This window comes from Hymenobacter bucti (genome assembly GCF_042681145.1).
In the GTDB taxonomy this organism is placed as follows: domain Bacteria; phylum Bacteroidota; class Bacteroidia; order Cytophagales; family Hymenobacteraceae; genus Hymenobacter; species Hymenobacter bucti.
In genome coordinates this window covers 341,688-365,748 of record NZ_JBHUFD010000018.1, presented here as the reverse complement: position 1 = coordinate 365,748, position 24,061 = coordinate 341,688, and the positions used below count along the sequence as shown (strand labels likewise).

The 24,061-nt window shown below is 57.3% G+C and carries 20 protein-coding genes; 14 read left to right on the top strand and 6 right to left on the bottom strand.

All coding sequences use genetic code 11. The annotated features are described in order from the left end of the window. Positions 1–136: 136 nt before the first annotated feature. Positions 137–901 (bottom strand): outer membrane beta-barrel protein, encoded by a 765-nt coding sequence (locus tag ACFSDX_RS20655; protein WP_382317013.1) that lies wholly within the window; start codon positions 899–901, stop codon positions 137–139. A gap of 771 nt (positions 902–1,672) precedes the next feature. Next, entirely contained in the window at positions 1,673–2,461 is a 789-nt protein-coding gene (locus tag ACFSDX_RS20650; protein ID WP_382317011.1) for a serine aminopeptidase domain-containing protein, read from the bottom strand. Between the two features lie 579 nt (positions 2,462–3,040). Here ACFSDX_RS20650 and ACFSDX_RS20645 point away from each other — a divergent pair. Beyond that, the gene (locus ACFSDX_RS20645; protein ID WP_382317009.1) at positions 3,041–3,340 is read left to right on the top strand and encodes a hypothetical protein; all 300 of its coding nucleotides are present in this window, start codon (positions 3,041–3,043) and stop codon (positions 3,338–3,340) included. A gap of 303 nt (positions 3,341–3,643) precedes the next feature. Here ACFSDX_RS20645 and ACFSDX_RS20640 read toward each other — a convergent pair whose 3' ends face one another. Beyond that, entirely contained in the window at positions 3,644–3,997 is a 354-nt protein-coding gene (locus tag ACFSDX_RS20640; protein ID WP_382318210.1) for a recombinase family protein, read from the bottom strand. Positions 3,998–4,146: 149 nt separating this feature from the next. Here ACFSDX_RS20640 and ACFSDX_RS20635 point away from each other — a divergent pair, with 149 nt between their 5' ends. From ACFSDX_RS20635 to ACFSDX_RS20620, 4 genes are all read left to right on the top strand, one after another. Further along, complete coding sequence (locus ACFSDX_RS20635) at positions 4,147–4,638, top strand: hypothetical protein (RefSeq protein WP_382317007.1); 492 nt, start codon at positions 4,147–4,149, stop codon at positions 4,636–4,638. Between the two features lie 1,044 nt (positions 4,639–5,682). After that, entirely contained in the window at positions 5,683–6,495 is an 813-nt protein-coding gene (locus ACFSDX_RS20630; RefSeq protein ID WP_382317005.1) for a DUF6597 domain-containing transcriptional factor, read from the top strand. Between the two features lie 82 nt (positions 6,496–6,577). Further along, the gene (locus tag ACFSDX_RS20625; RefSeq protein ID WP_382317002.1) at positions 6,578–7,219 is read left to right on the top strand and encodes an NAD(P)-dependent oxidoreductase; all 642 of its coding nucleotides are present in this window, start codon (positions 6,578–6,580) and stop codon (positions 7,217–7,219) included. 10 nt (positions 7,220–7,229) lie between these two features. Beyond that, positions 7,230–7,742 (top strand): anthrone oxygenase family protein, encoded by a 513-nt coding sequence (locus ACFSDX_RS20620; protein ID WP_382316999.1) that lies wholly within the window; start codon positions 7,230–7,232, stop codon positions 7,740–7,742. A 19-nt stretch (positions 7,743–7,761) separates the two neighbouring features. Here ACFSDX_RS20620 and ACFSDX_RS20615 read toward each other — a convergent pair whose 3' ends face one another. Next, positions 7,762–8,679, bottom strand: coding sequence for an MFS transporter (locus tag ACFSDX_RS20615; RefSeq protein WP_382316996.1), 918 nt, complete (start codon positions 8,677–8,679; stop codon positions 7,762–7,764). Between the two features lie 987 nt (positions 8,680–9,666). Between ACFSDX_RS20615 and ACFSDX_RS20610 the strand changes: the two genes are divergently transcribed. After that, a complete protein-coding gene (locus ACFSDX_RS20610; RefSeq protein WP_382316994.1) occupies positions 9,667–9,867 on the top strand; it encodes a hypothetical protein in 201 nt (66 codons plus the stop codon). 282 nt (positions 9,868–10,149) lie between these two features. Here ACFSDX_RS20610 and ACFSDX_RS20605 read toward each other — a convergent pair whose 3' ends face one another. Then, a complete protein-coding gene (locus tag ACFSDX_RS20605) occupies positions 10,150–10,449 on the bottom strand; it encodes an energy transducer TonB (RefSeq protein ID WP_382316992.1) in 300 nt (99 codons plus the stop codon). Between the two features lie 2,023 nt (positions 10,450–12,472). On the opposite strand from ACFSDX_RS20605, the gene ACFSDX_RS20600 reads away from it, so the two are divergent. Further along, positions 12,473–12,772, top strand: a complete 300-nt coding sequence (locus tag ACFSDX_RS20600) for a hypothetical protein (RefSeq protein WP_382316990.1) — start codon at positions 12,473–12,475, stop codon at positions 12,770–12,772. Between the two features lie 81 nt (positions 12,773–12,853). On the opposite strand, the gene ACFSDX_RS20595 is transcribed toward ACFSDX_RS20600, so the two are convergent. Next, the gene (locus ACFSDX_RS20595) at positions 12,854–14,089 is read right to left on the bottom strand and encodes an alpha/beta hydrolase-fold protein (RefSeq protein ID WP_382316988.1); all 1,236 of its coding nucleotides are present in this window, start codon (positions 14,087–14,089) and stop codon (positions 12,854–12,856) included. Positions 14,090–14,820: 731 nt separating this feature from the next. Between ACFSDX_RS20595 and rbsK the strand changes: the two genes are divergently transcribed. The 7 genes from rbsK to ACFSDX_RS20560 all read left to right on the top strand — a co-directional run bounded on the left by rbsK (position 14,821) and on the right by ACFSDX_RS20560 (position 24,000). Further along, complete coding sequence (gene rbsK, locus ACFSDX_RS20590; RefSeq protein WP_382316987.1) at positions 14,821–15,729, top strand: ribokinase; 909 nt, start codon at positions 14,821–14,823, stop codon at positions 15,727–15,729. A 15-nt stretch (positions 15,730–15,744) separates the two neighbouring features. Continuing rightward, complete coding sequence (locus ACFSDX_RS20585; RefSeq protein WP_382316985.1) at positions 15,745–16,719, top strand: nucleoside hydrolase; 975 nt, start codon at positions 15,745–15,747, stop codon at positions 16,717–16,719. Positions 16,720–17,919: 1,200 nt separating this feature from the next. Beyond that, the gene (locus ACFSDX_RS20580; RefSeq protein ID WP_465262259.1) at positions 17,920–21,078 is read left to right on the top strand and encodes a TonB-dependent receptor; all 3,159 of its coding nucleotides are present in this window, start codon (positions 17,920–17,922) and stop codon (positions 21,076–21,078) included. Between the two features lie 397 nt (positions 21,079–21,475). Next, on the top strand, positions 21,476–22,399 hold the full coding sequence (locus ACFSDX_RS20575) for a glycerophosphodiester phosphodiesterase family protein (RefSeq protein ID WP_382316981.1): 924 nt from the start codon (positions 21,476–21,478) through the stop codon (positions 22,397–22,399). A 149-nt stretch (positions 22,400–22,548) separates the two neighbouring features. Continuing rightward, positions 22,549–22,821: a hypothetical protein gene (locus ACFSDX_RS20570; protein WP_382316979.1), complete on the top strand. Its 273-nt coding sequence runs from the start codon at positions 22,549–22,551 to the stop codon at positions 22,819–22,821. Next, positions 22,773–23,075: a helix-turn-helix domain-containing protein gene (locus ACFSDX_RS20565; RefSeq protein WP_382318208.1), complete on the top strand. Its 303-nt coding sequence runs from the start codon at positions 22,773–22,775 to the stop codon at positions 23,073–23,075. Before ACFSDX_RS20570 ends, ACFSDX_RS20565 begins: the two co-directional genes overlap by 49 nt. 106 nt (positions 23,076–23,181) lie before the next feature. Further along, positions 23,182–24,000: an SDR family NAD(P)-dependent oxidoreductase gene (locus ACFSDX_RS20560; protein ID WP_382318206.1), complete on the top strand. Its 819-nt coding sequence runs from the start codon at positions 23,182–23,184 to the stop codon at positions 23,998–24,000. The last annotated feature ends 61 nt before the right edge of the window (positions 24,001–24,061 follow it).

Sequence of the window (24,061 nt, the reverse complement as noted above, 5' to 3'; positions counted from 1 at the left end):
AAAAACCCTCCACGAAAACGCCTCGAAAAACACGGTTTTCGGGGCTTTCAGAGTGGGTAGTTAAGTGATTCGAGAAACAGTCCCTTCTGCTACCTTCCCTTGACCGCTCTTGGTCAAACTAAAAAGATTGATTTGCTCACTTCCGTGACTGTCGGCCAGTAAACAAATAGGCTATTGAAGCGTGAACTGTCTTATTGTGATAATTAGGCTCCTCTGTGGGAATGTATAGAGGTTGGTGCGCTTGCAGATTTGTCAACCCCTGACTATAAGCGACCTGTACCTGCAAGCCTTTGAGTTGGAATCCTATACCTGCTTGCAGACCAGCATCATAGCGTTGAACGTAATGCGCTCCGTCATTTTGAAACTCATTTCCAGCCCGCACTGGAATCTCACCTTCTGAATGGTTACGATTTCCCCCTTCCACTCCTTGGTAATTGTCATACAACACTCGTCCGCCCAACAGCCGCCCCACGTATCCTCCGCCAAAAAGCTGAAATCCCTGCCCGTTCGCCTTTTGGGCGTACACTAGGTTCACGGGCAACGTCAGGTAGTTCAGCGAATAGACATTGAAGACGCTGCCCACCCCTACTTGACCAGTATTACTAATGGCACGATAGTTACCACTGAGTACAAACCCCTTTTGAGAATATAATAGGGCAGGTTGTAGCGCAACATGGCGATGGCGGATGCTGGCTACGATACCTCCTTCAAAACGTGATACATAGCTATTATTATAGGCATAAATCGAATTTGCATCCCGGTAATTGGCCGATGAAATATTCACCCCTAGTGTAGGGCCAACACTCAAGTGGGTTTGAGCGCAAATGTGCTGCATGATGAAATTCAGACCGAGAACGAACACGCCGGTTCGCACAGGGTGGAGAAAGGTAGGATACATCATTATAGAGAGTTGAATAACAGTCGGCCAGAAATAGAAGGATAAGCAAGGCCCAGGCTAAAGTGAATGCTTGACAAGATACCAGCAAAGGATTCAGCTACAATTGTCTAGCACACCACTTTTGAACCTATCATCTTTGGCCAGAAAGGTGCGCCTTTCTGGCCTTCGTCTGAAACTGCTTACAGTAATTTTAATCCCTCGCTGCTACAAGAAGGCCGGCACCTCGGTACGTGCGCCCAGCCGCGCCGCCAAGGCCCGAGGCCGGAGCCTCCAGCAGCTTACCCGTTCACTATATTAGCCGGCATGAAAGCACTTGTACTCAGCATCCTACTCCTGGCTGCCGCCCCTACCCTGGCTCAGAAGGTCTCCACTCCCCCCACCCACTCCTCCAGTTCCACAATTCTCCTGGCTGGGGCAGCAATGGCTGGCCTGTGCTTCTTCTTAGCCGTACGGGCAGTTACTAAAAAGCAAAAGCGGCCGCAGGAGTAGGGGTCGCACGAGAGTAAGAACAGAAAACCCCGCTAAGCCGCTTTTCGCACTAAAATTCACTAGGAGAGAAGGGGTAAGTGCCTTTCTGCCAGCAGTACTGGCAATGAGTGGGCATGGGTAAACAGCTAAACAGTAAGGCGCACGAGTCCGCTTGCTAGTATAAAACTTCTTATTTATAGCCACTTACGCCTTTTGAGGTGTCTTAGCGGGGTTTTCTGTTCCTACTCTCGTGCGCCCCCAGATAGCAGTGGGTAATCCTCTTCATCGTTATTGATTGAGGACCCATTACTTCTTCTCTATAAAGTGGGACACAGCCGCATTCATTTGCTGTTTCTGGGCTTCGGTAGCCCCATCCCACATATCGTTATGAATGGTCGTCGGCAGTTGGACAAGTTCGATGCCGAACTGGGTCTGTTCGGCAGGGGTCGGTAACACACCGGCATCGGCGAACTGGTCAATAGACCGCAGCGAGAGCACCCGCGGGTAAGGCCGCCGAGGGAACGGAACGCGGCGGTTGTCAAACGAAATAAGTTGCTGCACCTGCCGCAGTTCCGGGTGTTCCTGCGCCAACAGCATGACCATATCGCCGCCATTGGAATGCCCCATGAGTAGCACGTGCTGCCAATCTAACTGGGGTTGGCGCTGCGCTAACTCCTGTAGGACAAAGCGAATAGTTTGAACGCCACGCTCCCAGTTCGGATAGCGCGCCTGATAGAGATTCTCGGTCATGGCAATTGGCTCGTCCCCAGGCAGCTCATGCTGAATACTAATGACATAATAGCCATGAGCTACTAAATTGTCCGCCAGAAACTTGTAATCAGTATTCTTGCCGTGATAGGCATGATTAAGCAGCGCTACTTTCAGCTTGTGCGCAGAGCCCCTACCGGGTTGGGGGAAATACCGCACCAGTGGGATGCGGCGCTGGCGAGTTGGGTCAACGAGTTGTAAACTGTCGGTGACTATCTGAGCGACAACCAGGCCACCAGAGAAGCTAAGCGCTGGCGGTGAACCACTACGCGTACAACCGCTTACCAATAGGCTACTTATCCAGTAGAAAAGGAGTCGACTACGCATAGCAGATAGATAGAGCACCCGAAATAAGAGCCGCTGGCACAAAGTAAGGCAGCTGCCGAGAGATACTTAGAAGGGGTGAATGATTATTCCTGTGTCTCTAAATACCTGTTTTCTGTCTTGTCACCTTTTATGAACGAACCTCTTAAAAGGTGACAAGCCTACAGGTCTGCTCGTGCAAGCACCCTATTTGGGAGTTGCTAAACAACTCGAACAAACTCGCTGACGCGGAAGTCAAGTAGCTTGCAGGTTGCTGCTATGGCTCAGCTGCGGCGTAGTAGCAAAAGACAATCGTTTCCCCGCTCCTTAAAGCCCTCGAAAGAGCCGTGCGGAAACGAACGCCACTACTAGCGTTTTTGCCTCTATCCACCCGGTCTAGGGAGTGCTTGTTACCTTTCTAGGGAATTCTCCTTTAGTAGGCGAGCAAGCCCCCACACTATTCCTGACTCGCCTATGCGCCTGACTACTGGGCCGCCTAGCTCCCCATGGCGCCTACAGATTGTCCGCTGGGTATACGCCCTCGGCTTTCTAGCCGGCACTTACACCCATGCCAGAGGGATACTAACCAACGGGTTTTTAGCTATGCCCGTCCCCTTCGCCATTGGGCTCTATTGGGATGCGCTCACGGTGCTGGACCTGCTCACCGTGCTGCTACTCTGGTGGCGCCCAAAGCTCGGCCTCTGGCTAGCTGTTGCTATTATGGTGTCTGATATCAGTGTAAACACGCGCGTCTACTTAGCGGGGTATTTTGGGGCGCCTAGGGCCCATATGGTCCCCCTATCCCTGTTTGAGCAGTCTTTATTTGGCTTATTTGTACTCCTCACCGCCCCGCTTGCTTATACCCAGCTTACCAGTCAGAAGCAGCCGGCGGCAGCCGGCTAACGCCTACTTGCGCCCCCCGTCTACGAAGGGCTGATTTTGGTCGAAATCCATTCCTATCGGCGATTTTGCCCTAGTTGCTCCCCGCCAGCAAGTACTTCGCGACCGTACTAGGCGACAGGTGTAGCGCGCGGGCAATAGCTTGATTGGAGGCGCCACTAGCCTTGAGGCGCCGCAGTTGCGCGATGATATCGGCGCTTTTCGCTAGCGCCCCTAGCTGCACCCCAGCCGCCTTCTTCTTGGCCAACGCGGCCTTCGTATTTTCGGAAATCTTGATCAAGTCCTGGGCGGCGATGGTGGCTAGCATCAAGACGATGACGTCGCCGAACGGCCGAGCGAGTCGAGGTAGGGCTCGGTGAAGGACTTGTAATTCACCCCATGGTCTCGGAGCTCCTTCAAGTAGCGCAGCGTGGCCAGCGCACCTTCCCGGCTGAAGCGGTCCAGGCGCCAGAACACCACCAAGTCAAACTTCTGCTGGTAGGCCGCGAGCAGCAGCTGCTTGAATTCGGTGCGGTCCGCTTTGCCTCCGGACTCCTGGTCGGTGAACACTTTGTAGATACTGCCATGCCGCTCGGCAAACGCGCGGAGCTGGTGCAGTTGGTTCTCGGTGTCCTGCCCTTTATCCTTGGTCGACACGCGGGCATAGATGGCGACTCGCATCCTCAAAAACATACGCTTTCCTTGGCTGCTGCTTCGTCCCTGCTGTTTACGAGCGGGAGCTCGGGCGTGCCGTGACACGGGGTAATAGTATTACTTAATATTAAAGTAAGTCTATTACATTTACACGCAGACCTCTCACCGGTAGGTAAATGAACGCGCTGCGCTGCTTGCTCGATACCCCTAGGTTGTGCATCTGGTACGACCCCGTCAACGACTGGCTCTATAACCAATGGCTCGGCTACCACGATGACGTATCTGTCCTAGCCTGCACCCAGGCCATTAGCGCCTGTCTGCGCGCGCAGCCCTGCCCCAAAATCCTGAGTGATCATAGCCAGCTCTCGGGCAATTGGTTGGTCGCTTCCCCCTTTGTTGGGCAGCAAGGCTTGGCCCAACTCGCGACGCAGGGGGTCACCTATTTCGCCTGGGTATACTCCCCCTGCTATGCCGACCGCCTGGCCATGGAGCAAGCCCTCTCTTACTCGCTCGCCCCTATTGTCAACATCTTCGACAACCTGGCCGATGCGTACGAGTGGTTACAACGCTTTCCGGGGCAGCGTTCCCGAGTAGAAGCCGGTACTGCTTGCGCCTCCCCCAATACCTCTCCCCCTAGCCAAGCAGACCACCCAGCCCTGTTTTCCTAAGCTATAGCGCTAATAAATATCGAACCCCAGCCTGCCCTTACGAGACCTTTCCGCAGCCCTGACGGTAGGGTAACGCTGCTTGACCATGGCGCAGAACTATCCTGGCTGCCCGTGCTCCGTCTTGTAGGCAACCTGACCAGTCGCGTATCCGCCTGCCTGGCAAGTGCTCGGGGATACACTAATTGGTCCTCCAAGAAAGGGTGTCAAAAAACACCGTAAAAAATCGGCGTTTCTAGCCCGTCTGAGCCCCCTAGTTAGGCCTCCAAGAAACGTCCTTTTTTGGAGAGCAGTTACCCGATGACTTTTCTTCGTCTTACCTTTGCAAATGCTGTGTCACCAAACTCTCTCCTTGTATCGACTGCTTGCGAGTGCGCTCTGACTCTCACACAGCCCCTAAGCAGCCTGGTTGCCGCTTCTCCCAGGTCTTAACAAATTGTCCGAGGAGAAGCGGTCGACGCAGTTTCTGGGCTTAGTGGGCGTACAAAACAAGCAGGGAGATAACGACGGTGGCGCCCATTGCCCAGGCGACAATGCGATTGTCACGGCGTTCGTCGAGGTGTTGCGTCTCGGCGGAATTGCTAGTGGTAGTAAACATTATAAAAGGGGGCGGATTAAGAAGCAAAAAGGGAGAGAATACCTAAAAAGTGTGCCCGGCACACGGCCACAAAATTACGGGTGAGCCGCCAGCTAAACCAGTTGCGTAGCATTTTTCCCTGTTACGTTTTCATCGGCCGCGCTTTTGAAGGTAGTAGGGCCGCGTCCCACAGAATAGCCGCTGGCCGGCTGACCACAATCGCTGGGGCCGGGGGAGACGCTCAATGACTACTCCCTGAGCTACTAAAAGGCCCCTGTTCGTCCACTTAGCTAGGGGAAGGGGTAGGTGGATTTTGTCAGTTTACCAGGCTACCTTAGCGGTAACCCGTCGGAGGTGGCCTACCTGCTGCTAGCCTAGGCGTACTTCTTTCGGGTATCCTTTTTGGCTGTCATCCCGGTCGCCAGTAGCCTGGCCTCCTCCTTGTCGGCCGTTGTTACGGTTTTCCAGCCATGCACTTTCAGCGCTTTGCTCCCTGCTCCCCCCTGCGGCCCTACGTGCACTATTTCTGGACGTTGGAAAGCGCGGGTCTCGGTTCCCCAACCCGGCCGTTTCGCACGATTGCAGATGGCTGCCCGGGCCTGATTTTCCAGCCACCGACCAGCGCTCCCATCCTGGACCCCACCGGTAAGCGCTGGCCCACGCTGCTGCTCCATGGCCAAACCACGCAGCCCGGCGACATGCAGCCCCAGGGCCCTTTCCGGCTGGTCGGCGCGTGTCTGCACCCCAGCGCGGTGCCCACCCTGTTTCAACTCCCGGCCCCGGAGCTGACCGATACCTGTGTAGACCTGGCGTTGCTGCCCGCAACTGGCCCGGCTTTGGCCCAGTTGCTGCAGGATACGCCCACCCCTACGCAGCAAGTGCCCCGACTCGCCGCGCTGCTGCTCGCCGCCCTCCGCTCAGCGCGCGAACCCGCGGACCCCGGCATGGTCTATGCCGCGGAGCAAATCCGAGCGGCCCCGCACCAGGTGTCACTCGCGCAGGTGCGGGCGGACTGTTGCCTTTCCGAACGCAGCTTCCAGCGGCGCTTCAAGCACGCGGTGGGCATCACGCCCCAGCTGTTTGCCCGCATCTGCCGCTTTCAGGCCTCGCTACACCAGCTGCGGGCAGCAGATTACGCGCGCCTCTCGGAGGTGGCCTACGCCCACGCGTACGCCGACCAGTCGCACCACATCCGCGCCTTCCAGGAATTTGCGGGCGTGTCGCCCCGCCAATACCGCCTTCAGGCGCGGCCGGAACTCGGCGGCTTTCCGGCCCTGCTCTAGCGCGAGTAAGTTGGCGGATTCGTTCTATTTCTCCCCGGCTGGCGCAGCGTGCTTTGTGGCTCACTATCGGCAACAACATCGCATGAGCAAACCTCTCCATCTCCTCGTTTTTGGTGCCACTGGCGGCACCGGCCAGCACCTAGTCACGCAAGCCCTGGCGCAGGGCCACCTCGTCACCGCCTTCGTTCGCACGCCGGCCAAGCTGAGTATCACACACCCCTGCCTGCGCGTGGTGCAAGGCGATGTGCTCGTCTACGCCGACGTACTGGCGGCCATGCCCGGGCAGGAAGCTGTCTTGTGCGCCCTGGGCACGCCCAGTTCTCAGAAGGACACCCTGCGCTCCACCGGCACCTGCCATATCCTGCAGGCCATGCAGGAATGCGGTATTGCGCGCCTCATCTGCCTGACCACCCTCGGCACTGGCGATAGCAAAGCGGCCTTACCCTTCCACTACAAGTATCTCCTGGTTCCGCTGCTGCTGCGCCAGGCCTTCGCCGATTCGGAAACGCAGGAGCAACACATCCGGCAGAGCGCGGTGGCCTGGACGATTGCCCGGCCGGGGGAGCTGACCAATGGCCCGCAGACCGGGGCGTATCAGCACGGCTTTGCGGCCACGGCCAAAGGCCTGCGCATGAAAATCGCGCGGGCCGACGTAGCCCATTTCATGCTTCGCCAGCTCCACGAGCCGACCTACGTGCGAGCGGCAGTTAGTCTGTCCTATTAGCGGCGCCAAGATGCCTAATAAATCGTGGGTCTTACTGCTGGCGATGCTGCCCACTGGCTTAATCACGGGGGTATTCTACGGCTTTTCGGTGGCTATCAATCCGGCGTTAGCCCGGCTGCCTGATGCGGTCTACCTCGAGACCATGCAAGCTATCAACGAGGTGATTCAGAACCCATTATTTGGCCTGCCATTTTTTGGGGCACCCCTGCTACTACTCTGGGCGACCTGGCTGCACCGCCGGGCGGCCCGGTCAGTAGCCCAACCGCTTCGGCTGGCAGCGCTACTTTACCTGGTGGGCAATCTCGGCGTGACGCTGGGGGCCAATGTGCCGCTCAATGAGGAGTTAGCGGCTTTCCCAATTGCCCATGCCCAGGCATCGCAGGTGGCGACATTGCGCACGCATTTTGCCCGGACCTGGACGGGTTGGCACACCGTACGTACGGTGGCCAGCGTAGGGGCGTGGGGCCTACTGCTGGCCGCCTGCCTAGCCGACGCGACGCCCCGTGCCCAGAAAAAAGCCTAGCCAAGCGGCGCGGGCCTACCTACTCGTTAGGCTCGTTCCTCTTGGCTAGACCGCTCAGCCTGGGTGAAGCGGTAGTGAGCCGCTGGGCTGGTTCGCGCCAGGCCGCCAGCCCGACGACCACCGTCAAACACAGCGCAAACCAGAGCCAGGGCAGGCGCAAATCGAGTACCGATAAGCCGGCGAATACCCCGGTAGTAGCCACGCTGGCCACCGCCTGAAAGGCTTGGTTGAGGCCGAACAGCTCGCCCCGGTCAGCCTCGGTGGTGCGCCGGGCCAAGCGGCCCTCCAGCAAGCCGGGAATAAGCGAGAGGGTCGCGCAGTCGAGCGTAACCAGCCCGTAAAAGGCCAGCTTCGAAGTGCCAACCAGTCCATAGCCCAGCAGCACGGGGGCACCCAGCACCGCCAGCCACACGATAGCGCGGCGCTGGGGGAGGCGGTCGGCCAGGTAGGTGAAGAACCCGTAGTTGAACACAATGCTCAACGCGCCGAAGAAGATGAACAGGTACGAAATGCCCCGGGCGTCCAGCTGCAAGGGGCCCTGGCTCAGAAACGGGACGAAGTAGAAATAGTAGCCCGCGCTGAGCGTGAAGGCCACCTGGGTGAGCACCAAGCGCTGAATGCCAGGACTAGTGGTTTCCTTGGCGCGCAGGCGCGCCCACAACGTGAAGGGGTTGCTGCTACGGGCCAACTCCGCGCGGAGCTCGGCCCCGCGCACGGGATTGCGCTGGCGATGCGTTTCGGGCAGCAGGCAGCTGAGCAGCACATTGAAGGCGGCCAGCCCTACGGCCAGGCGCACCACATAGGTCGCTTGCTGACCCGCCGGTACGTGCAGGGCCGTGAGCAGCAGCCCCGCCGCCAGCGGCCCCAGTACGAAGCCCAGCGAGACAATGGCGCCCTCCAGGCCCAAGTTGCGGAAGAGCCGTTCGGGGGGCGACATATCGCGGCGTACAAGCCGTTGGTTACGCCGTCAGAGACGCGGTTGGCAAAGTAGACGCTGGCCCGCACGGGGAGTAGCAGCCCATTGGCGAGCAGCGTGCCCAGGGCCGACAGAATGAAGACGGGCCGGCGGCCGTAGCCATCGCTGAGCCGCCCCAGCAAGGGCGCCGAGAGGAGTTGCACGCCCAGAAACACGCCGGTGCCCACCGCCAACCACAACTGCGGTTGGGCTAGCCCCCGCACAAAATCTGGCATGACCGGTCCAATAGCCGTCCCGACTACAACATCAACCAGAATAATGGCATACAATAAGATTAGGCGACGGTCAGGGGGAGCAAGCACGGGGCAAAAGTATGCGGATGGCCAAGCGTAGGCTATTTCAAGAGCCAGAAAGGCGCCCCTTGAGGAGGCTCAGGAAGTAGGGCGCTCAGAAAGTCCACAGCGAGTGCCTTGCCGGCTCGCGTGGTGGGAATTCGGCAAGCTAAAAAGTAGTGCGTCCGACATGGGCACCTTTTTGCACTGCTAGGGCTGCTTACTGTCGCAAACACTAGCGCACGCGCGTGCTTATCCTAGCCCCTACGCTTGCTCCTACTTATATCTACTCCAAAGAACGCCCTCACCAAATAACTCATTGCCGTTTTAGAACCGCGTCTTGAGCATGAAGTCGCGGACCGGCTCTCGCTGGAAGCTATTACCAAGATTCTACGCAAGCTGGCTAAGCAAGTGCTCATGCAGCCGGGTAATTTGTGGGTAATCAAGCGAGTGGGTGGGCCGAGCGGGAGCGGGTAGGAGCTGCCTTGGTCGCTCACTACTGTTAGTGCGCACGCCGCGCTGCTCGTGGCCGCGTAAGGAGTAGTGCAAAGGAAGCCGCGACGACCCGGTCTGCATAGCGCGCACCTATCCCATGATATGGGAATGACACAGTGCGGTCACGTAAATATAACTTTTCACAGCCTCAGAGGCCAGGATTCCATCCGAGCTTTGTCGCATGAAAAACGAACAAGTCCATCGCAAAATTATTGCTGCGGCTCTTTTTCCGGCCATTGGCTATACCAACGTGCCGAGTGCCTACGAGCAGTTCCTGACTGACCACTACATTGCGGGGCGCTTAACTATCCACCAATCAGTTAGATTATTAGAAGAATATCATTGCCATAACGCGAGTAGTGGACGCCGACAGCACTACTAATAACTTCTAGGCTATTTATAATATATAACTTTTTATTAATACTTAAAGTGGATATATTTGCAGGCAGCCACGAGCAGTCCTACTTCGATTAGCGAAGGCTGACTTACGCTGCTTAAGTACTGGTGGCGTCTCATGCACCAGTACTTAAGTCCTGGCCAGTCGGTCAAGGCTTTTTTATTCCTGCTTCCGCCGGCACAATGACCGTGTAAAGGGGATGGTGTCTCCGCTTAACACCCTGGTCGGGCTCAAATAGTTTTTGGCTCCCGTCCTAACGGGCACAGCTTAGCTAGCCCGTTTAAAGGAGAAGACAATGGGCAAGGTGCAGCGCACGCGCACCGGCTGGCCTTGCTCGCGGCCGGGGTTCCACCAGGGCATCAGCCAAACAAGCCGGGTAGCTTCGGCATTGAAAGCAGGATTACTCGACTTCACGACCACTGGGTTGAGTACCCGCCCTTGTTCATCGATGATAAACTGCATGACGACCGTACCGGATAGGCCTGCCCGCACGGCCTCGGCCGGATACTTCGTGTTCGCGGCTAAGTAGCGATGTAGGGCGAGTTCGCCCCCGGTAAAGGTGGGCATTTGCTCGGCATAGGGCAGCACCGCGACGGTCACTGAGGCTTCTCCAGCGCTGGTATTTATCGGAGCGGCCGTCGTCGGCTCAGCAACGGCGGGTGACAGGGAGCGGAGCGTTGGCGTTGGCATCAGCGACACAGTGGCCGTCGTCAGGGGGGCGGCAGGCTTCCTGGCCGCACGCCCCGGCGTAGGTGTAGGCTGAGGTTGAGGCGCTGACGGCCGCGCGCCACTCATCGTTAAACTAAGTAGCCCTAAGCAAAAAGCGAGTAGTAATGTGCACATCGTAATCAGGTGTAATAGAAGGAAGGATAGAAGCTCGGCACCAGGTAAAAAAGCTACTTGTAGTTAAGCCTGCAAATTTATTAGTATGCTGACTAATAAGAATTTTAGTCTCTGTTATTGATTAGTTAAATTTGCTGCAAACTTGATTACAAGAAGGGAGAAAAGCATTTGCTGATGAGCAAGGCTTTACTTCCGCTAGCACCCACGCCAGCTGGGTAGGAAGACGTAAAGGCGCATGATTGAGCGAGCGTCATCGAAATGAACCTGGGCGTAAACAGCAAAAAACCTTACCTGAAGCAAGTAGGGTTTTGAGGGTTACAATGAGAAAAACATTTCCGGTCTTGCTGAGGCAAAGAGCTCCGTACAGAAGGTCGGAAGCAAGAGCTGCTTATTGCGTATCCGTAGCAAGCTCGTTGCGGGGGCAAGGAGTAGTAACAGATGCGTAGGCGCTGCTGCCGCTAATTGCGCGGCGCTCGTAGGTCCAGCACTCCTGGCTTAGGGCACCAGAGTCGGGCAGCGCTACTAGTAGCGAAAGGAGTTTTTGCTTCCTTACCTGGTCTTCGTAGCTAGACCTTACCGCAACAGCCTTGGGGGCTAGTCTCACGAGTAGCCGCGCGCCAGCAGGGGCCTTTTCTAGGTCTTGGAAGATGCTATCTGCTTTCGGCTTGCACGAACTTAGGCAGGAGCTGTCCCAGGACCTCCTTCTAGCTCGTTAGCGCGCTCGAAAGCTACCTTCGCGGCCTCCTATTAGCAGCCACCCTACCCCTCTTTACTTATGTTGCGGGATGCGCATGGTCATGAATTCACGCCCGGAGCCAGTGCCTATGTCTGCGCGTGGTCTTCGGAGGATGCGTTAAGCCTGCCTTATTTATGGAAAGTAGCACGGCTCCCTACTGGGGATTTGGGCCTGCAACCCCGTCCCGATGGGGGTTTCGAGCGCTAACGCCGGCCCTCGCGCAGGCACTGTGCCTGTTTGAGGAACCAAGTTTTGCCCAGCCGGAAGCGAATGCGGACGTATGGCAGCACTTCTTAGCATTAGACTGGGTCATTCATGGGGAGAAAGTAGGCAATAAGGCCGAGTACTTCTTCTGCGTCCGGCGCGTCCAGCCGGTTGCCGGCGAGCGCAACGCGCAGCACCCACTCATCACAACCAACAGCTTACGCGGGACCGGAACCTTAGATGAGCAGCGGGCCCGGCTGATTTGGAAGCAATTGCTCAAGGACATAGGCACGCGGCGTATGCGCTAACTCCCTGTCAAATGGCCCGCTCGCCCGCTTTGTGCGCCACGACAGCCCAAGCTCGTGCATGAACTATGTGCCTTAGCTGCCCAGCTCGGACCCTTGTACCCAGCCCCACTTTGTCTACTTGTCTGCCGATTACTAGCTAGGAATAGTTGATTAACATAATTGGTGCTTACAAACCCACTCTTGAAATAAGTGCGGGTTTCGGCCCGTCAGACTGCCGCGTCCAGCGTGGTACTTTGGCGGGGGCCATGCCCTAGTTTGGAGTTTACGAAACTCATCCCCTCGGCGCGTTTCGTAAACTTTGATTCGTAGACGGGTTTCGTAAACTCACCACGTGCTGCAGTGGCCCACTGGCACCTAGTGCCGAGTAACTGCGAGTAGTTCACCAAAAGGAGGGAATTGAATGCCTGAGCAATTGATGGGCAAGGCGCTACATTCATCCATGAAAAATCTATTCTTGGTCTATGCGTCCTACTAGGTCTATGCGTGCCTACTAGCGCTGTTGGCCTCTCCCTTCCCGTCGGTGGCGGGTGAGCCGAGTGTGGTCGTTGTCCGCATCCTGGACGGCAACGGCGGCAACGTCCATCTGGCGCTCACGGGACCGAATGGGCGCAAGGAGCAGCGCGAATTCAAAGCGCCGGGGTGCCTGGGCACGAAGGGCCTGCTGGGCAACCTGCAAGCGGCCAGCCAAGGGTACCAGGAGGTGACTGAGAAGCTTTACAAGGAAAGCTATGCATTGAAGAGCACCCTGCTTAATCCCACCGCCAATCTGACCACCTTGGTTTTTATCAAGCCCGGCTAGGGTTCAGCGAAAGGGTCGAAAGGTAAACGCGTTCAATTTATTCAAAGGTGGGTTAAGGCACGTGGTCATGAACCGACAAGCTTACTGGCCCTGCATTTTCTCTAGTTTCTTCCGAACGCTGGCACTCTCTTTAATCGCCAACGATTGCCTGAAATAGGCAGTGGCCTTTTTGGTCTCGTGTCGGGCGTGGTAATAATCGCCCAGACCCTCGTGCGCACCCGCCGTTGTCGGATAAAGAGCCAGATAATAGTCAAATAACCGTTTTGCCTTTTCGTACTGCTTTTGATTCAGCGCGTTGTGCCCGTTCCAGTTCACTAACTCTTCAGCCGGGTGAACCGGGTAGCCCAGTTGTTTGGAGGCGTAGGCATAATGATTTTTAATCTTGTTGACCAAATAACCCGGGTCGGGGTTCTTTTCCTCGCTAACGTTTATGTTAATGGGGTAGAACGCGAATAAGAAGTGGAAGGCATCGTACGCCGCAATGAATGGCACCGACATGTGGCTGTCGTTTGCATAGTATTTGCCTTGGTAATTCAAGCCGTTTTGTTTGTTTTTTTCCAAGTAGCCCTGCAATTGCAACAGGCTGCGTAGGTGCTTGGTGTCGAACGTGGTGTCAGCTTGGATGGTGTTGAGGTCGAGGTCGTCATCCACGGTGTGGGCAATACCTAAGTACAGGGATGTGCCAGCAAAACGCCTTGTTTCCAACGCTGCTTTTGCGTCCCGTAACAAGGCTTGGTTGTCCCACCACATGCTCGGGTCGAGGCAGACATAGGCATTGAATAAAGGGGTGTGGTGGACAAAAGTTTGCATCGCCGCCAACCCACCCAGCGAGTGCCCCATGAGCAGTTTGTAGGGTTGGGTGGGGTAATGGCGGTCCAGGTAGGGCATCAATTCTTGCTCGATAAACGCCAGGAATTGTTCGCCTCCCCCGGAGGCTTGGGTGGAGGCCGCGTCCCAGTACGGCGGAATCACCTCGGCGTGGGTGGGGGTTAGTTCTTTTCTTCTGTTTTCGTGCAGGATGCCCACCACCATCATTTCCGGACAAACCGAATTGTAGTGGGTGCTTAAAAATTGGAGCATGCTGACCGTGGAGGCAAACTGGGCATCGGCATCAAAGACATAGGCCACGGGGTACCGCTTTTTCGTTGCACTAGCCGCGGAACCACTCGTGGGCACATGCACATAAAAAAATCTTTTGGCGCCCAGTACGGCGGATTGAATGCTGTCTTTTTTCCCGAGCACGAGTTGATTGCCGGGCTGCGCGTGGCAAGCAAAGGGGAACGCCAGGCATGAAAGAAAGAAAAGCAAATGTTTCATCAGGGCAAGGGCTAAAGTATGCGGACCAAGGCTCTTTGGTGCGGGGAACAGCACCTACTTCTTGTTTTCAACTGCCAATTTCGGTCGCAAACGTTCGCCTACGCCTGCTCCCCCTCGTCGGAGGGTAGGGGAGCAGGGACTTCTACGATCGAATCCCTCTGCCAGCGGTCGTTCGCGGACGATGGTTCGCCCCTACCGTGTTCTGCCCTGGATGAGGCTGCCGTAGTGTTTATCCGTTCAGCCAAACGGTGGTTTAAATTAGGTAAGTCCTTTTTACATCCTGTAAACGACGGTGGCTGTTGCAGAACCCGTTGGACGGCCTAATAACCGAGTAAGCAGTCTATCAAGCGCACCTAAAAGGCCCGCTTACCAGCCCTTCCCATTCGATTCGGCTCGTCAAGCACTGTCTTCCAAGCCTCTCACCAGGTTCTGCAACAGCCACGACGGATTCCAGCATGTAAAAGATAGCACTGCCTTAGGAGTCTCAAGCAGGCACATCTTCTGGAGCTAGACCAAGTAGTGGTCGAGCACCCATTACCCTCCACGTACCGACTACATTTTACTCGCCTAAGCGCCGTACCTTCCCCACGCTGCTTCTCGTTGGGGACGGTACCGCGGCGCGGGCGCCTGAAATGACGCCCGACCACGTTACGGCGTGAAGTTGCCGTCTTAACGCAAGGCGTAGGCCAGCGCCAGGCTATTCGTATCTGCTTACTGGTCTTTGCTTACCCATGCCTGTTCTCGTAATTGGTAGCTATAATACCGATTTGGTTATTCGTTGCCCCCGCTTGCCCGCACCGGGTGAAACCATCCTGGGCGGCACCTTCGCGCAGCACCACGGCGGCAAAGGAGCCAACCAGGCCGTGGCGGCGGCCCGCCTTGCCGCGGCCGGGCAGGTGCACTTTGTGGCCAAGGTAGGCGACGATGAATTCGGCCGGCAGGCGCTAACGCAGTTGCGGGCTGAAGGAGTGGATACCACAGGCGTGCGCGTGGCCCCCGGGCAGCCGTCGGGGGTGGCCCTGATTAACGTGGCGACGGCAACGGGCGAAAACAGCATCAGCGTCGCCGCCGGGGCCAACGAACACCTGCGCCCGGCCGACGCCGACACGGCGCTAGCCGACGCTGCCCCTGGCACGGTGGTGGTGCTCCAACTCGAAATCCCCCTGCCGACGGTGCTCCACGTGGCTCGGCAGGCCGCGGCGCGTGGGTTGCGCGTGGTCCTAAACCCAGCTCCGGCTCAGCCGTTACCCGCGGGCCTGGGCGCGGACCTCTACGCCCTGACGCCCAACGAAACCGAGGCCGAAACGCTGACCGGCGTGCGGGTAACCGATGCAGCCACCGCCACCCTCGCCGCAGAGCGCCTGCACGCGGCCGGTATCAGCCGGGTCGTTATTACACTTGGCGCGCAGGGTGCCTTCTGGTCCGACGGTACCGGGGCGGCGCTGGTCGCGGCCCCGGCGGTACAGGCGGTCGACACAACGGCCGCCGGCGACTGCTTCACCGGGGCGCTGGCGGTGGCCTTGGCCGAGGGCCACGTGTTGCCCGACGCCGTCGCGTTTGCGTGCCGGGCGGCAGCGCTCGCCGTCACCCGGCCCGGCGCCCAGGCCAGTTTACCAACCCGAGCCGAACTTACCGGCTGATTTCCCCCTCTGTTCATGGCCAAGCGCCTGCTCCTCCTTGACACCGACCCCGGCGTGGACGACGCCATGGCCCTGCAGTTTGCCTTGGGCCTGCCTCAGTTTGAGGTACTGGCCTTGACTACTGTGTTCGGTAACGTGGCGGTGGAACTGGCCACCACTAACGCGCTGCGACTGCTGCATCTGGCCGGCCGCGCCGACATTCCCGTGGCCCAAGGCGCGGCTCACCCCTTAGCTGGTACCTTCGACGGGGGCGCCCCCTTTGTGCACGGCGACGACGGCCAGGGCAACACCGGCTATCCCCCAGCGCCGACGCAGGCTGTCTCCCAGCCCGCCGCCGAGCTGCTAGCCGAGGTGATCGGCCGCCACTCTGGGCAGGTCACGCTCGTCGCGCTGGGCCCGCTCACCAACCTGGCGCACGCGCTGCGCTTGCGGCCCAGTCTGGTGCACGAAGTGGCCGAAGTCGTGGTCATGGGCGGCAATGCCTTTTGCGCCGGCAACGCCACCCCCGCAGCGGAAGCCAACGTGTTGTCTGATCCCGACGCGGCGGACCTAGTGCTGGGGGCGGGCTGGCCCCTAACGCTGTTTGGACTCGACGTGACACAGCAGGTCAATATGCCCGGCGCGGTGCTGGACGAGCTAGCCCGTCTCACTGGCCCGCTCAGTGCTTACGTGGGCCAGATGGTGCCGTTTTACCGCCGCTTTTGCGAGCGCGTGCGCCAGATTGACGGCATCTACGTCCACGACGCGACCCCGCTAGCCTACCTGCTGGCGCCGGAGTTGTTCCGCTTCGTGCACCAGCCGGTGCGCGTCGATACGTCCCCGGGCATCGGGCGGGGCAAAACCTGGCCGGCATCTAGCGACCCCGACCAGTTGCAACGCCCCGCCTTGCGGCCCTGGCTCGGCCGCCCGAACGTCAAGATTGCCGTCGGGGTACAGGGTAGCGCCGTGGTGAGCCGCCTGCGAGAAGAGTTAGTGAAGAGTAATCTGTGAGCCTAAAGTGGGATGCCTAGGCAAGCTGCTGTAGGCAAAAGCCATCAATTGAGCATCTACTACGCATGCGTTACGCATTATTTTTCCTCGTGGCCTGCCTCTTGATCGGCCGTTTGCCCACCCTTGCCCAAACCTACCCTACTCCGCTCAGCACGAACAGCTCCGTTTGGCTAGACAGTATCCAGCACCTGTCACTGTCCCAGCAAGTAGTCGCCGTGCAGCAGCGCGCGTGGTGCGATACGCTTCTGGCTTCCTATTAGCCGCCCGTGTGCCGAACGGGTCAGTCCGCTGCCGAGCGTAACGCCGCCGCTCGGGCGCTACCAGCTTCTACGAAGCCATGGGGGCTACCCCTGCTCTATGTGGTGAACGGACAGACGTTCTACAACAATGATGTGGCGACGATAACCCGCTTGCAGCAAGCCTTGCGAAACTACCCGATTAAGCAGGTAACGCTCCTGCGCGATGTGACAGCGGCAGCCCTCTATGGCGCGCGGGCGGCTAATGGGGTGGTAGTGCTATCCAGTACAAAGGCAAAGAAGCGCTGATAAACAGCAGCATACTCCTTTCTGAGGATTATCTGTATAGTAATTAACGATAGATTCCTTCTTGTAAGACGTAGCTACTTAGCATAATTTTCGTTATAAGCTTAACTGTCTTTGTAGCTTATGTTAGCTATTTTACCTTGTTTAAGTTGGCCAGTGGGACTGGAAATGGCAAGTCCAGCTTACGCATCTTTTGCCACTTCTGTCGCACCGACCTGCCAGCATATCTGACGTTGTAATAGTTACTTCACCGTCACCTCTTGGTGCATAGCATGCAGGATAAGTAGCTAATTAGGTTGATTAGCTTGGTCGAGCCATGCCTCACAAGAATGAGGGCCGGTGGCCTGCGTTGAGCGGCTTTCACTTGCCGGACGCAGAAAAAACAGCATCGTAGCGCCGATATGTAATCGGTGAGGGACTGTTTTTTGGAACGTTCGAAAGATAAGACTCTATTCTGCAAATATTTACTCAACCACTTCCCTATAAATAGCAGTATTCATGGGAAAGTCTCGCTCTAAACTATTTTAGTGAAGCCGCTTTAATGATTATTTCATAATGCATCGAGACTACCTTCTTAATAAGGTGCCAATACTTTTGCAGCCGACCTAAAAAAGTCCTGCAAATGATACAAAAAGTACAGAAATTAGCAAGTATTTACTTGTTTTTACTACTCCTCTTTACCCACATTGCCGCGGTAGCTCAGACCTCGCAGGCGGGCATAAGTGGCACGGTTACCGACGAGAAGAAGGAGCCTGTTCCGGGCGCTACCGTCCTAGTGAAAAACGAAGCCACTGGCTTTACTACTGGTACCAGTACTGGCCTGAAGGGCGAGTACACGTTTCGCCAACTGCCGCTGGGTGGCCCCTATACCATTACCATTTCTTTTATCGGGTACGCCACCCAAACCCGCAGTGGCTACACGCTGAACCTGAGCGACATTTTGCGATTGGACGCACAGATGCAAACGTCAAGTAACGAGCTGGAGGCAGTGGTGGTCAATGGCTCCAGCATGCAGAACAATATTCCTAATCTGGGGGCCTCTACCGCCGTCAATGCGCAGAATATTAACAAGCTGCCCGTCCTAGGTCGGAATTTTACCACCCTTATCGACCTTTCTCCCCTGAGCCGGGGCGGTAGTGTATCTGGGCAGTTGGCTACCTCGACCAACTACACCATTGATGGGATGACCGCCAAAAATGCTACGTTTGGTGGAACGGCGGGCACCGGGGCACCTTACTCTATTTCTATTGAGGCGGTGCGGGAGTTTAAGGTGGTGACCAACCAGTACGATGTGACCTACGGCCGCAGCGGCGGCGGCACCATCAACACGGCCACCAAATCGGGTACTAATACCTTCAGCGGCAGTGCGTTCTCTTTCGTGCGGGCCAACTGGTTGTCTTCGCCGTACGATATCCGTGGCAACCGCCGCAACGTGCCGTTCTCTACGTACCAGTACGGCTTTTCGCTGGGTGGCCCCATCATCAAGGACAAGATACAGTTCTTCGTGGCCTATGACCACCAGCGCGATGCACGGCCCTTGCAGATTGCCGACATTCAGGGCCCCGCCGATGAGCAACGCCTCAACCTGACGCAGTCTACGCTGGACCGGTACGTGTCGATTGCGCGCAGTAAATACGGCGTAGCTAATTCACCCCAATTCGGCTCGTTCGATAAAACCGAAAACACCGACGCTATTTTCGCGCGGCTTGATTTTCAGCTCAACGACAAGAATCTATTAACGATTAGCAACAACTATATCTACGATAAAAACAACCAAAATATCAACGATAATACGGCCATCAATCTATACGAAGTGTACGGCACCAGTCGCAACAAAAGCAACAGTACGCTGGCCTCGCTGCGCTCTACGCTGAGCCCGCGCTTGACTAATGAACTGAAGGTGCAGGAATTATCAGCTTCGGTGGAAAGCATTTCGGGTAGCCAGCTTCCGTCGGGTTTCGCTACTATTCCGCGGGCCATTGTAGACCGGGTACAGTCTTCGGTAGATGGCCGCAACGTGTTCACGTCCATTCAGCTCGGCGGCCAGCGCTACGCCCCCGAGTACTTCTTCAGCAACGTGTCGCAGCTCACCGACAACGTTTACTATAACACGGATAAAATTAATTTCACCTTCGGCACGGACCTGATGTATTCGCGCCTGAACTCGCGGTATGGCAGCGAGGTAAATGGACGCTTCTTCTACACTGGCCTTGACAATTTTGAGAAGCTGGCGCCCTACCGCTACGCGCGGGAAATTCCGCTGGTTGAAGACCCGAGCGTGAAGCAGCACTTCGTGAATGCCGGCCTCTACGCCCAAATGCAAACCAAGCTGGCGCACGGACTGGATGTAATGGCGGGTATTCGGGCCGACTACACCACGTATTTGGACAAGCCGAACTTCAACCAGGTAGTATTTGAGGACCTAGGCCTGAAGACGGACCACTCTTTGAACACCTTCCAGCTCCAGCCCCGGGCGCAGTTGACGTGGGACGTGGGCGAGCGGCAGAAAGACATCGTCCGGCTGGGTGGGGGCATCTTCGGGTCGGATATTCTCAACTATACCATGATTAACAACATGGTATTCGACGGCACCAAACTGGCTTCGGTGGATATCACGAACTCCGCGGCCCGGCCCAATCTGGTACCCACCCCCAACTTTCCGGGCTACCGCGACAACCCGGCTACGTCGCCCGGCGCTGAGCTATTCAACCTGCCTGGGGTGCAGCGTCTCTCCACCATCAACCTGAACCGCGAGGACGTGCGCATTCCGGTGGTGTACAAAGCCAACTTCTCCTACAATCGCTTCCTCACCGAGCGGTTTCGGCTGGGCGTAAGTGCCTACGTGAGCTTGGCCCGCAACAACTACATGTACACGGATGCCAACATGGTGGACCAGCCCTACTTCCGACTGGCCAACGAAGACAACCGCGGCGTGTACGTACCCGCCAACACCATCAGCCCCACCAACGGGGCCGCCGACTGGACCCTAGGTCGCAAAACCCAGCGCGTAGGCCGCGTGCTGGCCCTGAACAGTGAGGGCAAAGTAAACCAGTACGCCTTTGTGCTGGACGGTACCTACCGCTATTTCCAGGACGGCGAGTTTTCGTTTAGCTACACCTACAACGATACCAAAGACAATACCTCCTACAACGGCAACGTGGCCAACACCGCCACCCTGTCTTTGCCGGTGCGCGACGACCCCCGCAACCTGAGCAACCTCACGGCCTCCGACAACCAGTTCCGGACCAAGGTGGTGCTATACGGCACCCTGCCTACCTTTTATGGCGTGAGCGTCGGGCTGCGCTACTCCGGCATCGGGGGCACTCGCTACTCGTTGCTGGCGGGCGGCAACGTAAACGGCGACTTTGTGGCGTCCAATGATTTGGCTTATGTCTTCGACCCTAATGACCCAAGCGTGCCAGAGACCCTTCGCAACGGCGTTAAAAGCATCCTGGATAACCCTAACGCCAGCCAAAGCCTAAAGGACTACGTGCGCCGCAGCCTTGGGAAAGTAGCGGAAAGAAATGGCGGCATCAACGGCTTCTATGGCCAGTTCGATATTCGGGTGGCTAAACGCTTCAAGACCTTCGGCAAGAAGCAATACGTAGAGTTTTCCGGCGACTTGTTTAACGCTCTCAACTTATTAAACAAGAGCAATGGGGTCATCCAAACCCTAGGCAGCCAGAATATCTATTCTGTTGCCGGCTTTAATCCAGCCACTAGCTCCTATAACTACAACGTCAATGCCAACACGGGGGTAGTTTCACCATCTGGCAATCCGTATCAGTTCCAGATAGGGTTACGCTACGGATTCTGAGTTTGAAGCTGGAATCCGTCATCTAGCGTGCCGCTACGCCTAGTGCCTTTTACTGATGATAGTGGAGGCATGTGGCGCCAGATGTGGGCAGCGTAGCTTCTGGTGGATAAGCACCTGTTTTGACGCAGCGCGCTGCGTCGAGTGGCCCAGCTTGGCTAACCAGCAAACCTGTCACGGCGCTAGAGCCTTCCGCTTAGCCAGCAAGGCGACCCTGCTGCATAACGACCAGCTGTTTTTCGCCAAGCCCTCGGCAAATGTCCTGAAAATCCGCTTCGAAATCATCGACCATTTGGGCCAGGTTTACAGGGGTATCGTTGCGGTGTAACGCCTTGTAGCTTGGCGGCTGCGAGCGCAAGCGCAACGAGCAGCTGACGCTACTAATTAATCCTAACGCGAGATGCTCGCTATGCGCGCGCTCCTACTCGTAGCATCCAAGCTACTTTCCCCCAGCATGAACTACTTGGCCATCCTAGCCCTGCTCGCGCTCTCCGCCGCCACCCCACCACGTCCGCCTGATATACAGGGCCATCGAGGATGCCGCGGGCTGATGCCCGAAAACACTATTCCGGCCATGCGCCGGGCGCTGGACCTGGGTGTGACGACGCTGGAAATGGACATCGCCATCAGCCAAGACAAGCAGGTGCTGCTTTCGCACGACGCGTACCTAAACGCCGATTTTGTGTACCAGCCCGATGGCCAACCCATTGCTAAAGCCGACGAAAAAAAGTTGAAGCTCTATGGCCTGCCCTACGCTGACATTCGGCGCTACGACGTGGGCAGCCACGGCAACCCGCAGTTTCCTAGGCAGCAAAAGCTTCGGACCCACAAGCCATTACTGGCTGAGGTCATCGACTCGGCCGAGGCCTACGCCACGCGCACACACCGGGCAGCGCCGTTTTACAATATCGAAACTAAAACTACGCCGGCGGGCGATGGTATCGACCACCCCGCACCGGCAGAGTTTGTGCAGCTCCTGCTGGCAGTAGTCACTGCCAAGAGTATCCAGAGCCGGGTAGTGATTCAGTCATTCGACCCGCGCACCCTAGAAGTAGTGCACCGCACGCAACCCCAACTACGCACAGCGCTGCTGGTGGCAAACTCGGATAGCTTACCTGTCAACCTGCAGCGTCTGAGCTTCCGGCCCACTATCTATAGTCCCTATTACAAACTGGTGACTCCAGAACTGGTGCGGGCCTGCCACCAGCGTCGTATACTGATTATTCCGTGGACAGTGAACACGCCTGCTGAAGCCAAGCACCTGCTAGAGCAGCAGGTCGATGGCTTAATTACGGACTATCCTGACCTTGTAAAGAATCCCTAAGTTGATGCTATGCCAACCCGCAGATTCCGTATGCTTGGGAGCCGCTGGCCGACGCGCATACGGGCTTTTTCTGCATTTTTACAGCGGCCTTTTTTGACGATTTCGGGCGGCTTACCGACTACCCCGTCTTTCAGCCCGGCGGCCCGGCCGTGGTGATGCTCCTCCCGGCGCAAGTGGCGCAGGCCACGGTCCTCTTCCAGCGGATGCTCGCCAAAAACCGCTCGGAGTATACCTACAAGCAGGACGTGCTGCGCACGCTGGTCTTCGAACTGATACACGACGTGCTGAGCCTCCAGCCGGCGACCCCGGTGGCGGGCACCGGCAGCAGTGCGCCGCGGGTGGCCAATCTGTTTCTGGACTTGCTGGAACGGCAATTCCCCATCGAATCCCCGCAGCAGCGGGTGCAACTGCACGCCCCCTAGCGTTTGCCCAACAGCTGGCCGTGCACGTGAACCACTTAAACCAAGCGGTGAACAAACGCACCGGCAAAACCACGACGCAGGTCATCGCCGCCCGCGTGGTGCAGGAAGCCCGCACGCTGCTGCACCACACCGACTGGACGGTGTCCGAAATTGCCTGGTGCCTGGGCTTCGACGAGTTGCCCCCGTTCATGCGCTTTTTCAAAAAACACACGGCGCACACGCCCCTGGCCTTTCGCCACTTGGTGCAGGTTTGATTGGGGCAATTAGTGATTTGAAAGGGGCAGTGATGAAGGAATCTGGGCGCGGGACCTTTGCAGCTCACTTCGAGCTCCTGTCATGAACTCCACTCCCGTTTAGTATATCACCGGGGCATCCAAGGGCCTGGGTCTCGCACTCGTCACCGAACTGCTCGCCAAAGGCTACCGTGTGGCGGCCACCTCCCGCGACCCGGCCGCGCTGGCGCGGGCCGTGCCAGCGGCTGACGCGGCGCACTTCCTACCCTTGGCCGTGGACTTGACCCAGGACACGTCGGTGGCGGCTTCCTTCAAGGAGGTGCACCAAACCTTTGGCCGCCTCGATGTGGTCGTCAACAACGCCGGCTACGGCACGGGCGGCGCGCTGGAGAAGCTGAGTAGCGCCGAAATTCAGGCCAGCTTCGACGCAAATTTCTTCGCCGTTATCCGCGTCATTCAACAGGCCCTGCCGTACCTGCGCTGCCAGCGGTCGGGGCACATTCTCAACATCTCTTCGATTGCGGGCTTTGCCCCCGGCGTGGGCTGGTCGGTGTACGCGGCCGCCAAGTTTGCCGTCACCGGCTTGTCCGAAGCCTTGGCCCCGTTCAACATCCACGTAAGTGCCGTATCGCCCAGCTGGTTTCGTACCAATTTTGTCAAGTCCGACTCCATTGCATTTGCCCAGCAGCCTTCGGATGACTACCCCAAAATCCGGGCCGCCCACGCACGGTTCAATCAATTGGACGGCAAGCAGCTGGGCAACCCGTCCAAAGTCGCCGCCGCCTTGCTGGTCCTAGTCACCAACCGTAACCCGCCCAAAAACCTGTTTTTGGGCAGCGATGCCTGGATGCGGGCAACAGCTAAAATCGAACAGCTAGCCGAGCAAACCGCCCAGTGGCAGGCCGTATCCGCTTCGACCGACTTTGCGGCGGATGCCGAGGCGTAGTCCTGAGCCACAGGCGCGGCAAGGAGGAGAAGTAGAGGTTACGTCAATTCGTTTTTGGTAG

What these genes read in the sequence shown, in the direction of transcription:
- rbsK (WP_382316987.1), top strand. Translation starts at nt 14,821, where the DNA reads ATGCCTGTTCTCGTAATTGGTAGCTATAATACCGATTTGGTTATTCGT.
- ACFSDX_RS20640 (WP_382318210.1), bottom strand. Translation starts at nt 3,997, where the DNA reads ATGCGAGTCGCCATCTATGCCCGCGTGTCGACCAAGGATAAAGGGCAG.
- ACFSDX_RS20610 (WP_382316994.1), top strand. Translation starts at nt 9,667, where the DNA reads ATGAAAAACGAACAAGTCCATCGCAAAATTATTGCTGCGGCTCTTTTT.
- ACFSDX_RS20655 (WP_382317013.1), bottom strand. Translation starts at nt 901, where the DNA reads ATGATGTATCCTACCTTTCTCCACCCTGTGCGAACCGGCGTGTTCGTT.
- ACFSDX_RS20575 (WP_382316981.1), top strand. Translation starts at nt 21,476, where the DNA reads ATGCTCGCTATGCGCGCGCTCCTACTCGTAGCATCCAAGCTACTTTCC.
- ACFSDX_RS20625 (WP_382317002.1), top strand. Translation starts at nt 6,578, where the DNA reads ATGAGCAAACCTCTCCATCTCCTCGTTTTTGGTGCCACTGGCGGCACC.
- ACFSDX_RS20635 (WP_382317007.1), top strand. Translation starts at nt 4,147, where the DNA reads ATGAACGCGCTGCGCTGCTTGCTCGATACCCCTAGGTTGTGCATCTGG.
- ACFSDX_RS20650 (WP_382317011.1), bottom strand. Translation starts at nt 2,461, where the DNA reads ATGCGTAGTCGACTCCTTTTCTACTGGATAAGTAGCCTATTGGTAAGC.
- ACFSDX_RS20585 (WP_382316985.1), top strand. Translation starts at nt 15,745, where the DNA reads ATGGCCAAGCGCCTGCTCCTCCTTGACACCGACCCCGGCGTGGACGAC.
- ACFSDX_RS20615 (WP_382316996.1), bottom strand. Translation starts at nt 8,679, where the DNA reads ATGTCGCCCCCCGAACGGCTCTTCCGCAACTTGGGCCTGGAGGGCGCC.
- ACFSDX_RS20605 (WP_382316992.1), bottom strand. Translation starts at nt 10,449, where the DNA reads ATGCCCACCTTTACCGGGGGCGAACTCGCCCTACATCGCTACTTAGCC.
- ACFSDX_RS20595 (WP_382316988.1), bottom strand. Translation starts at nt 14,089, where the DNA reads ATGAAACATTTGCTTTTCTTTCTTTCATGCCTGGCGTTCCCCTTTGCT.
- ACFSDX_RS20630 (WP_382317005.1), top strand. Translation starts at nt 5,683, where the DNA reads ATGCACTTTCAGCGCTTTGCTCCCTGCTCCCCCCTGCGGCCCTACGTG.
- ACFSDX_RS20620 (WP_382316999.1), top strand. Translation starts at nt 7,230, where the DNA reads ATGCCTAATAAATCGTGGGTCTTACTGCTGGCGATGCTGCCCACTGGC.
- ACFSDX_RS20645 (WP_382317009.1), top strand. Translation starts at nt 3,041, where the DNA reads ATGCCCGTCCCCTTCGCCATTGGGCTCTATTGGGATGCGCTCACGGTG.